The organism is Burkholderia sp. RF2-non_BP3 (assembly GCF_001522185.1).
In the GTDB taxonomy this organism is placed as follows: domain Bacteria; phylum Pseudomonadota; class Gammaproteobacteria; order Burkholderiales; family Burkholderiaceae; genus Burkholderia; species Burkholderia diffusa.
The window spans coordinates 59,150-71,685 of sequence record NZ_LOSU01000052.1 but is presented as its reverse complement, the minus strand read 5'-3'; the positions used below and the strand labels follow the sequence as shown (position 1 = coordinate 71,685).

General features: G+C 69.4%; 9 protein-coding genes. 4 read left to right on the top strand and 5 right to left on the bottom strand.

The annotated features are described in order from the left end of the window. Nucleotides 1-162: 162 nt before the first annotated feature. From WS45_RS25250 to WS45_RS25225, 5 genes are all read right to left on the bottom strand, one after another. Nucleotides 163-906 (bottom strand): glycine zipper 2TM domain-containing protein, encoded by a 744-nt coding sequence (locus WS45_RS25250; RefSeq protein ID WP_059702249.1) that lies wholly within the window; start codon nucleotides 904-906, stop codon nucleotides 163-165. A gap of 348 nt (nucleotides 907-1,254) precedes the next feature. Then, complete coding sequence (gene lysS / locus WS45_RS25245) at nucleotides 1,255-2,781, bottom strand: lysine--tRNA ligase (protein ID WP_059702247.1); 1,527 nt, start codon at nucleotides 2,779-2,781, stop codon at nucleotides 1,255-1,257. 75 nt (nucleotides 2,782-2,856) lie between these two features. Beyond that, a protein-coding gene (gene prfB, locus WS45_RS25240) for a peptide chain release factor 2 (RefSeq protein WP_107938119.1) occupies nucleotides 2,857-3,961 on the bottom strand; the annotation gives its coding sequence in 2 pieces (ribosomal slippage) (nucleotides 2,857-3,879 and nucleotides 3,881-3,961; 1,104 coding nt in all). Between the two features lie 161 nt (nucleotides 3,962-4,122). Further along, nucleotides 4,123-5,820, bottom strand: coding sequence for a single-stranded-DNA-specific exonuclease RecJ (gene recJ / locus WS45_RS25230; RefSeq protein WP_059702245.1), 1,698 nt, complete (start codon nucleotides 5,818-5,820; stop codon nucleotides 4,123-4,125). Nucleotides 5,821-5,830: 10 nt separating this feature from the next. Continuing rightward, nucleotides 5,831-6,907, bottom strand: coding sequence for a hypothetical protein (locus WS45_RS25225; protein WP_059702243.1), 1,077 nt, complete (start codon nucleotides 6,905-6,907; stop codon nucleotides 5,831-5,833). A gap of 152 nt (nucleotides 6,908-7,059) precedes the next feature. Here WS45_RS25225 and WS45_RS25220 point away from each other — a divergent pair, with 152 nt between their 5' ends. The 4 genes from WS45_RS25220 (at nucleotide 7,060) to WS45_RS25205 (ending at nucleotide 12,464) form a co-directional block, all read left to right on the top strand. Further along, nucleotides 7,060-8,313, top strand: a complete 1,254-nt coding sequence (locus WS45_RS25220; protein ID WP_059702241.1) for a lipoprotein-releasing ABC transporter permease subunit — start codon at nucleotides 7,060-7,062, stop codon at nucleotides 8,311-8,313. A 55-nt stretch (nucleotides 8,314-8,368) separates the two neighbouring features. Next, the gene (gene lolD, locus WS45_RS25215; RefSeq protein ID WP_059450449.1) at nucleotides 8,369-9,064 is read left to right on the top strand and encodes a lipoprotein-releasing ABC transporter ATP-binding protein LolD; all 696 of its coding nucleotides are present in this window, start codon (nucleotides 8,369-8,371) and stop codon (nucleotides 9,062-9,064) included. A 64-nt stretch (nucleotides 9,065-9,128) separates the two neighbouring features. Continuing rightward, on the top strand, nucleotides 9,129-9,917 hold the full coding sequence (locus WS45_RS25210) for a TatD family hydrolase (protein WP_059535835.1): 789 nt from the start codon (nucleotides 9,129-9,131) through the stop codon (nucleotides 9,915-9,917). 54 nt (nucleotides 9,918-9,971) lie between these two features. Then, nucleotides 9,972-12,464 (top strand): DNA internalization-related competence protein ComEC/Rec2, encoded by a 2,493-nt coding sequence (locus tag WS45_RS25205; protein WP_059702239.1) that lies wholly within the window; start codon nucleotides 9,972-9,974, stop codon nucleotides 12,462-12,464. Nucleotides 12,465-12,536 lie beyond the last annotated feature (72 nt).

Here is a 12,536-nt window from a genome sequence, read left to right as displayed (position 1 = left end):
CGTCCGCTTGATCCCTTGTTCCAATTGCCACCTCTTCGTCTCGGCGAAAAAGTGTCAACCTATTTCAGGACGGGTCACCGCAAACAGAAAAGGCTCGTGAAGCATCACGAGCCTTTTTCATTTCCGGCGCGGCGCAAGGGCCGCCCGGCGAGACGTCAGGCGTTACGCGCCGACCAGCGTCCCGTTCTCGATCCGCACGCGCTGGCCCTGGCCGAACGGCGGCGGGTTGTGGTACGTGAACGTGCGCGTCGCGCCGCTTTCCATCTGGACCTGCACCTGGTAGTCGGTTTCCGCGCGCACCTGCTTCTCGACCTGATTGCCGGCGAGACCGCCGCCGAGCGCGCCGATGATCGTCATTGCCGTGCGGCCGTTGCCGTGACCGAACTGGTTGCCGAGCAAGCCGCCGGCCGCCGCGCCGCCGACCGCGCCGATCCCCGAGCTCTGGCCCGGCGTACGCGTCTGCGTGATCGCGACGACGGTGCCGCAGGTCTGGCAATAAGCCGCCTGCGCGGGCGCGGACGGCTGCTGCGCGTATTGCGGCGGTTGCGGCGCCGGCGTATGGCGGCGATGCGTGGCGGCAGGGCGCGGCGCGGGCTTCGGTTCGGCCTGGGCTGCCACCGCCTTCTCGGCCGCCGCCTTCTGCTGCGCGGCCTGTTCGGCTGCCTGCTGCTGCGCTTGCGCGGCGAGCGCGGCGCTGGCCGCAGCGGCCGTATCGACGGCCGGCTGCGACGCGATCAGCGCGGCCTGGGTCTGGCCGTTCTGCGCATTGTTGCTGTTGGCCTTCGGGAAGATGCCCGTGATCGCTGCGGTGGCCGCGAGGCTCGCGACGATCACGGCGCCTGCCGCGGTCGCGATGAGCGGGTGAAGGCGTTGCTTTTGCGGCGTGGTTTGATTCTGGTTGTCCATTTTGTTCTCTCCGGTGTCGACCTGGCTTCGCACGTTGGTGCCGGCCGGATCCCACGCTCGGGAGCGAGCAGACTCGGCGTTCCGGCGCCGCGTTCTGGTCCCGTGGTCATGCGTGGTGACGCAACAGGAGTGTCGTCCACGGGCGAGGGTCGCACCGTATCAAGGTGTAACGAATTGCAGCGCGGGGGCAGCGGGCGTTACAGGGAAAACCCGGAGAAGGCCGTCGCGACGAGGAGATAAAACGGGGGAGGATCGAAAACCGGCGAACGCCGGCGGGCGGGATTTACGCGTGGTTACAAAGCTGACGCGTGCGCGCCGCAGGGCGCGGCGCACACGCGGGCTCGGCCGTCAGTCTTCGCGGCGCAGGTGCGGGAACAGCAGCACGTCGCGGATCGTCGGGCTGTCGGTCAGCAGCATCACGAGACGGTCGATGCCGATCCCGCAACCGCCCGTCGGCGGCATCCCGTGTTCGAGCGCGCGGATGTAGTCGGCGTCGAAGAACATCGCTTCCTCGTCGCCCGCATCCTTCTGCTCGACCTGCTTCTTGAAGCGCGCGGCCTGGTCTTCCGGATCATTCAGCTCCGAGAAGCCGTTCGCGATCTCGCGGCCGGTCATGAACAGCTCGAAACGCTCGGTGATGCCCGGCACCGTATCCGATGCGCGTGCGAGCGGCGACACCTCGATCGGGTAATCGATGATGTAGGTCGGCTCCCACAGCTGCGATTCGGCGGTTTCCTCGAACAGCGCGAGCTGCAGCGCGCCGATGCCGGCGTTCAGGAAGGCCGGTTGCGACACGTCCACGCCGAGGCGCTTCAGTTCGGAGCGCAGGAACGCGTCGTCCGACAGCTGGCCGTCGGTGTACTGCGGCGCGTATTTCTGGATCGCCTGCGTGATCGTCAGGCGGTGGAACGGCTTCGCGAGGTCGAGCTCGCGGCCCTGGTACTGGATCGTCGCGGTGCCGAGCGCATCGATCGCCGCCTGGCGGATCAGCTGCTCGGTGAAGTCCATCAGCCAGCGGTAGTCGGTGTACGCGGCGTAGAACTCCATCATCGTGAATTCCGGGTTGTGGCGCGGCGATACGCCTTCATTCCGGAAGTTGCGGTTGATCTCGAACACGCGCTCGAAGCCGCCGACGATCAGGCGCTTCAGGTACAGCTCCGGCGCGATGCGCAGGAACATCTGCATGTCGAGCGCGTTGTGGTGCGTGACGAACGGCTTCGCCGCGGCGCCGCCCGGGATCGGGTGCAGCATCGGCGTTTCGACTTCCATGAAGTCGGCGTTGTCCATGAACTTGCGGATCGACGCGATGGTCTTGGTGCGCGCGCGGAACGTGTCACGCGTTTCCGGCGTGACGATCAGATCGACGTAGCGCTGGCGATAGCGCATTTCCTGGTCGGCGAGGCCGTGGAACTTGTCCGGCAGCGGACGCAGCGCCTTCGACAGCAGGCGCAGCTCCTTGCACTGGACCGACAGCTCGCCCTTGTTGGTGCGGAACAGCACGCCGCGCGCGGCGACGATGTCGCCGAGGTCCCACTTCTTGAATGCGTCGTAGGTTTCCGCGCCGACGTCGTTCGGCGTCACGAAGAACTGGATCTGGCCCGAACCGTCCTGCACCGTCGCGAAGCTCGCCTTGCCCATCACGCGCTTGAGCATCATGCGGCCGGCGACCGATACCTCGACCGGGTTCGCCTCGAGCGCGGCCTTGTCCGAGTCGGCGAATTTCGCCTGGAGATCGGCGGCGTGATGCGTCGGCCGGAAATCGTTCGGATAGGCGACGCCTTGCTCGCGCAATGCGCGCAGCTTCTCGCGGCGCTCGGCGATGATCTGGTTTTCGTCCGCCGCGACGGCGGGCTGCGTTTGGGTCGGTTCGGTCATGATGGTCGGAATTCGGAGTGGGTGCGGCAACGCAACGGGAAGGGCGGCGCGACCGCAGGGGCCGCGCCGCGGCGCTTACACGCCCTGTTTGAGGCTCGCGCTGATGAAGTCGTCGAGATCGCCGTCGAGCACGGCCTTCGTGTTGCTCATTTCGACGTTCGTACGGAGGTCCTTCACGCGGCTCTGGTCGAGGACGTACGAGCGGATCTGGTGACCCCAGCCCACATCGGTCTTGCTCGATTCGAGCTTGTCCTGCTCGGCCTGGCGCTTGCGCATTTCGGCTTCGTACAGGCGCGACTTCAGCATGGCCATCGCTTCGGCGCGGTTGCGGTGCTGCGAGCGGTCGTTCTGGCACTGCACGACGATGCCGGTCGGCATGTGCGTGATCCGCACCGCCGAGTCGGTCTTGTTGATGTGCTGGCCGCCCGCGCCCGATGCACGGTACGTGTCGATGCGCAGGTCGGCCGGGTTGACCTCGACTTCGATCGAGTCGTCGATTTCCGGATACACGAACACCGACGAGAACGACGTGTGGCGGCCGCCCGACGAGTCGAACGGCGACTTGCGCACGAGGCGGTGGATGCCGGTTTCGGTGCGCAGGAAGCCGTACGCGTATTCGCCCGACACCTTGATCGTCGCGTTCTTGATGCCCGCTACGTCGCCGTCGGACTCTTCGAGCACTTCGGCCTTGAAGCCCTTGCGTTCGCAGTAGCGCAGGTATTGGCGCAGCAGCATCGACGCCCAGTCGCACGCCTCGGTGCCGCCGGCGCCGGCCTGGATGTCGATGAAGCAGTTGTTCGGGTCGGCCGGGTTCGAGAACATCCGGCGGAATTCGATGTCGCCGACGCGCGCTTCGAGCTTCTTCGCGTCGTCTTCGGATGCGACGAGGGTGTCTTCGTCGCCTTCCTCGCGTGCCAGCTCGAACAGGTCGAGCGCATCGCGCAGGTCGCTATCGAGTGCCGTCAGCGTCGTGACGACGCCTTCGAGCAGCTTCTTCTCGCGGCCGAGTGCCTGGGCGTTCTTCGAATCGTTCCAGACGTTCGGGTCTTCGAGTTCCTTGTTGACTTCGGTCAGACGCGCAGATTTGGCGTCGTAGTCAAAGATACCCCCGAAGCTCGCCCGCGCGCGTGCGCAGGTCGAGCAGGGAGCTTTCGATCGCGTTGAGACGTTCCGCTTCCATGATCGTTCGCTATTCTTGCTTCGTAAAAAAGCGGAATTATAGCCGATCGGCGGGGTTTCCCGGTGACGCGGAACGTGCTTGCATGCGCGCCGCGGCCCCGTTCGGCGCGGCGCGCATGCGGCCCGCGCGTGCCGCGGGCGGGTTGGCCGGGCGGGCGGCGCTCAGCCGGCCGCGTGTTCGACGATCAGCTGGACGCGCGTCACGCCGTTCCACGTGTCGGCCACGAGGCGGTACGCGATCAGCGCGCTCGCCGGCAGCGGCTCGGTGTGGTTGAACCAGATCGCGTTGAAGCGCTGGCGGCCGCGCGCCAGCTGCAGCTTCAGGTGCTTTTCCTTCACGAGCGACTGCGACACGACGTCGAATTCGCCGGAGAAAAGCGGGGCCGGAAAGCCCTGGCCCCAAACGGCTTCGTCGAGCAGCCCGACGAACTGCGGCGTGAAATACGCTTCCTCGAGTTCGCCGTCGGTCTCGATCACGCGCGCCAGCGCGTCGTCGGACAACCACTCGCGCGCGACGGCCTCGAATGCAGCCGCGAAGCGCGGCACGTTGTCGGTGTCGAGCGTGAGGCCGGCCGCCATCGCGTGGCCGCCGAACGCGACGATCAGGTCGGGTTCGCGCTTCGATACCAGGTCGAGCGCGTCACGCAGGTGGAAGCCGGGAATCGAGCGGCCCGAACCCTTGACCCGCGTGCCGGCTTCGTCCGCATGCGCGAACGTGAACGACGGGCGGTGGAATTTCTCCTTGAGCCGCCCGGCGACGATGCCGATCACGCCCTGGTGCCATTCGGGGTTGAACAGCGTGATCGTGCACGCGTCGGCCGGATCGACGTCGGCGAGATCGGCCAGCGCCTGCTGCTGCATGCCGGCCTCGATCTCGCGGCGCTCGCGGTTCATCGTGTCGAGCTGCTGCGCGAGGTCCCATGCGCGGCCGATGTCGTCGGTGATCAGGCACTCGATGCCGAGCGACATGTCCGAGAGCCGCCCGGCGGCGTTCAGGCGCGGGCCGAGGCCGAAGCCGAGGTCGAAGCCCGATGCGGTGCGCGCCTCGCGGCCGGCCGCGCGGAACAGCGCGGCGATGCCCGGCTGCATGCGGCCGTTGCGGATGCGCTGCAGCCCCTGCGCGACGAGCACGCGGTTGTTGCCGTCGAGCCGCACGACGTCGGCGACGGTGCCGAGCGCGACGAGGTCGAGCAGCCCGTCGAGGCGCGGTTCGGCCTCCTTGCTCGCGAACGCGCCGCGGCGGCGCAGCTCGGCGCGCAGCGCGAGCAGCACGTAGAACATCACGCCGACGCCGGCGATGTGCTTGCTCGGGAATGCGCAGCCGGGCTGGTTCGGGTTGACGATCGCGCGCGCGGCGGGCAGCGCGTCGCCGGGCAGGTGGTGATCGGTGACGAGCACGTCGATGCCGCGCGCGTTCGCGGCTTCGACGCCCGCGACGCTCGCGATCCCGTTGTCGACGGTGATCAGCAGGTCGGGTTTGCGCGCGGCCGCGAGTTCGACGATCTCGGGCGTGAGCCCGTAGCCGTATTCGAAGCGGTTCGGCACCAGGTAGTCGATCTGCGCGTCGAACATCCGCAGGCCACGCACTGCGACCGCGCAGGCGGTCGCGCCGTCGCAGTCGTAGTCGGCGACGACCAGCAGGCGCCGCTTGTCGGCGATCGCGTCGGCGAGCAGCGCCGCGGCGTCCGCGCAGCCTTTCAGTTCGGTGGGCGGGACGAGGCGCGCGAGGGCCGTCTCGATGTCGGTCGGGGACTGCACGCCGCGCGATGCATACAGGCGCGCGAGGACGGGGTGGAGGCCGTGGCGCGCGAGCGCTTCGGCGTCGGCGGGCGCGACGGGGCGGGTAACGATCCGGGTCATACAGGTCGGGTTATTCGAACAGGGATGCCAGCGCGCGGCGGCGCCAGAACTTGCGCAGGTCGCCGCGCGTCGCGTGCAGCGTCACGGAGCTGGTGTCGCCGCACAGCGTGAAATCGACGCCGGCCAGCTCGCCGTTCTGCAGCGCGGCGAGGGATGGCGCGAACCAGTCGCGCTCGAGCGCGGCGAGCGCATCGTGCCAGCGTGGCCAGTCCTGCTCGATGTACGGGGCGGACAGCGTGGGCAGCTCGACGAGCGTCGCGCCGGCTGCGGCGGGCAGTGCGTCGAGTGCGGTCGGCACGCCGCCGGCTTCGGCTTGCGCGGCGCGCGCGAGGCCGAGCGCCGCGGGCGACGCGGACAGCACGCGCGCGAACGGCTTGCCGACCGGCTTCAGCGTGCCTTGCGCGTGGAACCAGATCGAATTGACGGCGGGCAGCCCGCGCGCTTCGCGCGCTTCGTTGACCGGGTGCTGGAACCACGCCATCTGCACTTCGTTCTGCAGCTTCATCCACATCCGCGAGCGTTCGCCGGTGTGCGCTTCGTGCGGCAGCCAGATCTCGATGTTGCGGCCGCTCGCGCGCAGCGGCGCTGCGCCGGCGAGGCGGGCGAGCTGCTCGCTGGACAGGTACCAGCGCGCCGGCTGCGGCGCCTCCAGCCGCACGCCGAGCTCCTCGATCAGCGGGCGCGCGACCGCCAGCAAGGCGGCGGCGTCGCCGTCGTCGAGCGCGAGGCTCGCCGGGTCGACGAGCACGAGGTGGTCGTGAGCGATTTCGACGTGGACGGGTTCGACGCACGCCCAGGCCTGGGTGCCCGGCTCGCCGCCGTCCGCCAGCAGCATGTAGGGCGCGAGCGGCGCCTCGTCGGCGGCGTTGCCCTGGGCCGCGCCGAACTGGCGGGCCAGCCAGCGTTCGTGCGGCAGCGTGCGCTGGAAGTCCTCGCCGGCCACGCGCTCGACGAGGCTTGCGCGGGCGAGCAACTTTTCGAGCGCGGGGCTGTCCAGCGTGTGCAGGGACGAGGTCGCATCGGCCGCCGACGGCAGCGCGAACGGAACGAGAAAATGGAGGCGTCGGTCGTGCATGATGGTGCGCATTGTATGGCAAACTGCGCGCGTGATCGGGCCGGCGGACGGCCCGATTGCGTCCGGCGACCGTTTTTTCGGCCGTGCCCGGGCGGCCGGCCGCCGCCGGACGGCGCTCCGGCCACGGGCCGCCATCCCCGCCGTAACCAGCAGAAAGGATTCGCTTGAAACTTCCGTACGAATGGCAGATCGGCTGGCGCTACACACGCGCCGGCAAACGCACGACCGGCAACGGCTTCATTTCCTTCATCGCGCTCGTTTCGATGCTCGGGATCGCGCTCGGCGTCGCGGCGCTGATCGTCGTGCTGTCCGTGATGAACGGCTTCCAGAAGGAAGTGCGCGACCGCATGCTGTCGGTGCTTGCGCACGTCGAGGTATTCTCGCCGACCGGCTCGATGCCCGATTGGCAGCTGACCGCGCAGGAAGCGCGCCGCAATACGTCGGTGATCGGCGCGGCGCCGTACGTCGACGCGCAGGCGCTGCTCACGCGCCAGGACGCGGTGAGCGGCGTGATGCTGCGCGGCGTCGAGCCGTCGCTCGAACCGCAGGTGTCGGACATCGGCAAGGACATGAAGGCGGGCCAGCTCACCGCGCTCGTGCCCGGCCAGTTCGGCATCGTGCTCGGCGATGCGCTCGCCGGCAACCTCGGCGTGACGGTCGGCGACAAGGTCACGCTCGTCGCGCCCGAAGGCACGATCACGCCGGCCGGGATGATGCCGCGGCTCAAGCAGTTCACGGTGGTCGGCGTGTTCGAGTCGGGCCACTACGAATACGACAGCACGCTCGCGATGATCAACATCCGCGATGCGGAGGCGCTGTTCCGGATGTCCGCGCCGACCGGCGTGCGGCTGCGGCTCACCGACATGCAGAAGGCGCCGCAGGTCGCGGTCGAGCTGTCGCATACGCTGTCGGGCAGCCTGTACATCCGCGACTGGACCCAGCAGAACAAGACCTGGTTCTCGGCCGTGCAGATCGAGAAGCGGATGATGTTCATCATCCTCACGCTGATCATCGCGGTGGCCGCGTTCAACCTCGTGTCGTCGCTCGTGATGACGGTGACCAACAAGCAGGCCGACATCGCGATCCTGCGCACGCTCGGCGCGCAACCAGGCTCGATCATGAAGATCTTCGTCGTGCAGGGCGTGACGATCGGCTTCGTCGGCACCGCGTCGGGCGTCGCGCTCGGCTGCCTGATCGCGTGGAGCATTCCGTGGCTGATCCCGATGATCGAGCATCTGTTCGGCGTGCAGTTCCTGCCGCCGTCGGTGTACTTCATCAGCGAGCTGCCGTCGGAGCTCGTCGCGGGCGACGTCATCAAGATCGGTCTGATCGCGTTCGTGCTGTCGGCCGTCGCGACGCTCTATCCGAGCTGGCGCGGCGCGAAGGTGAAGCCGGCGGAGGCGCTGCGCTATGAATGATCGCGCGACCGCATTGGCGGATTCACGACAACCCATCAGACAGGATTCGGCAGGTATGCAGGAATACGTGCTTCAGGCGCGCGGGATCACGAAGGCGTTCGTGCAGGGCGGCTTCAACGTGCAGGTGCTCAACAACACCGAGCTGACGGTGCGGCGCGGCGAGAAGCTCGCGGTCGTCGGCGCGTCGGGCTCCGGCAAGAGCACGCTGCTGCACGTGCTGGGCGGCCTCGACGAACCGAGCGCGGGCGAAGTGTCGCTGCTCGGCAAGCCGTTTACGCAACTCGCCGAGCGCGAGCGCAACGAGCTGCGCAACCGCGCGCTCGGCTTCGTCTACCAGTTCCATCACCTGCTGCCGGAATTCACCGCGCTCGACAACGTCGCGATGCCGCTGCGCATCCGCCGGATGACGACCGAGGATGCACGCGCGCAGGCACAGGCGATGCTCGAACGCGTCGGTCTCGGGCCGCGTGCGAAGCATCGGCCGGGCGAGCTGTCGGGCGGCGAGCGGCAACGCGTGGCGATCGCGCGTGCGCTGGTGACGAAGCCCGCCTGCGTACTCGCCGACGAGCCGACCGGCAACCTCGACGGCACGACCGCCGACACGGTATTCAACCTGATGCTCGAACTGTCCGAGACGCTCGAAACGAGCTTCGTGATCGTCACGCACGATCCCGAGCTCGCGGCGCGCTGCGACCGCATCATGCGCCTGCGCGACGGCGTGCTGCACGAGGAGCCGGCGCTGCCGGTGTGAACGAACGCTCCGCCGTGCCGCCGGGCGAGTCCCGGCGCGGCGGCGAGGGCGCAGGAAAGCCGCCATGTGGATCGATACGCATTGCCATCTCGATGCCGCCGAGTTCGACGCCGACCGCGACGCCGTCGCGCACGCGGCGCGCGCGGCCGGCGTGTCGCGCATCGTGATTCCGAGCATCGGACGCGACAATTTCACGACCGTGCGCGAACTGGCGCAGCGCACGCCGGGTGCCGTCTACGCGCTCGGCATCCATCCGATGTATACGCCGCACGCGCGCGACGAGGATCTCGACCGCCTGCGCATGGAGATCGAGGCGAGCCTCGACGATCCGCGCTTCGTCGCGATCGGCGAGATCGGTCTCGACTACTTCGTGCCCGGCCTCGACGAGGAGCGCCAGCAATTCTTCTATCAGGGGCAGCTCAAGCTCGCGCGCGAATTCGACCTGCCGGTGCTGTGCCACGTACGCAAGTCGCAGGACCGCGTGCTCGCCGGGCTGCGCCGCTTCGGCGTGCGGCGCGGCATCGCGCATGCGTTCAACGGCAGTTTCCAGCAGGCCGATGCATATCTCGCGCAGGGGCTGCATCTCGGTTTCGGCGGCAACGTGACGTTCGGACGCGCGTTGCAGATCCGGCGGCTCGCCGCGCAGTTGCCGCTCGACGCGATCGTCGTCGAGACGGACGCGCCCGACATCGCGCCCGAGTGGGCGTACAAGTCCCGCAACGCGCCCGACCAGGTGCCGCGCATCGGCGGCGTGCTCGCCGAACTGCGCGGGATCGACGCGCACGCGCTGTCCCTATCCACAACGGCTAACGCGCTCGCCGCGCTGCCGCGCCTCGCACTTTCGTCCGCATAATCGTTGCCGGAAGGTGCCGCATCGACGGCGGCGCCAGGTCGACGAGGAGGTGCGATGCGCGTGTGGTGGATCGCGTTTGCGCTCGGCGTCGTCGTGCTGCAGCGGCAGGCGGCGTTGCCGGGCATGGGCGGCTGGGTAGGCGGGGCGGTCGTGCTGGCCGGTTGCGGCGCGCTGCTCGCAGGGTGTGCGCGGCGCCGTCGAACCCGCGCGATCGTCGCGCTCCGGTGGATGCTGTGCGCTTGCGCCGCCGGTGCGATCGGATTCGGCTATGCGGCCGCACGTGCCGAATGGCGGCTGCGTGACAGCCTGCCTGTCGAGCGGGAAGGGCGCGACATCGTCGTCACGGGCGTGATCCGCGGGTTGCCCGTGATCGACGAGACCGGCGCGCGACTGCTGCTGGCCGTCGAATCGAACGATGCGGGGCTGGCCCGTTTCCCTCCGCTGATCCGGTTGTCGTGGCGCACGTACGGCGCGCGCGCAGCACGCGACGCGATGCCCGATTTGCGCGCCGCGCAGCGCTGGCGTCTCGTCGTGCGCCTGAAGCGCCCGCATGCCGAGGCGAATCCCGGCGTGCGCGACAGCGAGGCGGCGTGGCTTGCCGCGGGCATTCGCGCGATCGGCTATGTGGTCGCGCCCGAGCGGGCGGAGCTGCTTGATGCGCGGGCATCGGGATGGCGCGCATCGATCGATCGGCTGCGCGACGCGCTGCGCAACGGTATCGGTGACGCGCTCGGCAGCGACGCGCGCCATCGCGGCATCGTGACCGCGCTCGCGGTCGGCGATCAATCCGGCATCGGCGACGACGCATGGCGCGTGCTGCGCAATACCGGCACGAGTCATCTGGTCGCGATTTCGGGCCTGCACGTCGGGCTCGTCGGCGCGCTCGCGGGCGGGATCGTATCGTGGGTCTGGCGGCGTCTGCGCTGGCGCGGACATGCCGCGGCGCTCGCGATGCCTGCGCCGTATGCGGCTTCGGTGGCGGCGCTGACGGCCGCCGCCGGCTATGCGGCGCTTGCCGGGTTCAACGTGCCGGCGCAGCGCGCGTGGTGGATGATCGCGGCCGGGGCGGCTGGCTATCTCGCCGGACGCAGTGTGCCGCCGTCCGCCGTGTTGTGCGCGGCGCTCGGCGGCGTGCTGCTGGTCGATCCGTGGGCGGTGGTGTCGGCCGGGTTCTGGCTGTCTTTTGGCGCGGTCTCCGTGATCCTGATGGCCGTGGCGGGCTGGCGCGCGGTGCGCGAATTCGACGGCGGCGACGACCGCGGGACGGACGGCGCTGCCACGGTCGACCGCTGGCACCGCCTGCGCGCGTGGTGCAAGCGTGCCGGGCGCCGTGTCGCGGAGGCGACACGCGTGCAGTACGCGGTGACGATCGGTCTTGCGCCGCTGACGGCCGCGTGGTTCGCTCAGATCTCGATATCGGGCCCGTTCGGCAATGCGTTTGCGATCCCGTGGGTCAGCGCCGTGGTGACGCCGATCGTGCTCGCCGGGATCGGGTTGCCCGCGCCGTTGGACGCGTATGCGTTCCGGCTCGCGCATGCGGCGCTCGAACCGATGATGGCGCTGCTCCGGCACCTCGCCGACTGGCCGGCCGGCGTGTTCTGGCTGCGCATGCCCGACTGGCCGGTTCTGGCGCTTGCGTGCGTGGGTGTCGCGTGGGTCTTGATGCCGCGCGGCTGGCCGCTGCGCTGGGCGGCGCCGATGACATGGCTGCCGCTGGTCGCGCCGGCACCCGATGCGCCGCCGCCCGGCGGCTTCCGGCTGACCGTGCTCGACGTCGGGCAGGGCGCGTCGGTGCTGGTGGAGACCGCGCGCCGGACCTTGCTGTTCGACGCGGGACCGGGGGCGGAGTCGACCCATGCCGGTGCGCGGATCGTCGCGCCGGCGTTGCGTGCCCGCGGAATCCGTACCGTCGATTCGCTCGTCCTGAGTCATGCGGACGCCGATCACGCGGGCGGCGCGGCGGCCGTCTATGCGGCCGCCGAGGTCCGCCAGCTGCTCGCCGGCATTGCGCCGCGGCACCGGCTGTGGCGCGACGCGCATGCGGCCGGCGTGGCGGATCGGCTGCCGTGCGCGGCCGGACAGCGGTGGGTCTGGGACGGCGTCGTATTCACGATGTTGTGGCCGCCGGGCGTTGCCGGCGCGGGTTCCTCGAACGAGAAGTCGTGCGTGCTGCGCATCGACGCGGGTGACACGTCGGCGCTGCTGACGGGCGACATCGAGGCACGCGCCGAGCGCCGCCTGGTGGAGGATGCGCGCGACGCGCTGGCCGCGCAGATCCTCGTCGTGCCGCACCACGGCAGCCGCACGTCGTCGGTCGAGCCTTTCCTCGATTCGGTCGGGCCGCGCGTCGCGGTATTTCCTGTAGGCTATCGCAATCGATTCGGGCATCCGCACCGGACGGTCCTCGCGCGCTACGAAACGCGCGGGATTCCGCTGCCGCGCACCGATCGAGACGGGGCCGTGAGGTTCGACATCGCCCCGGCGGGCGGCGGTTTCGCGTTCGAGCGTCATCGCGATGCGCAGCGGCGGTACTGGATGGACCGGTGAGCGGCTCGACGGCGCGGGTCAAGAAGGCGGAGGCCGGAGGTGGTGCTGAAGGGCCAGCCCCGGCCGACCGCG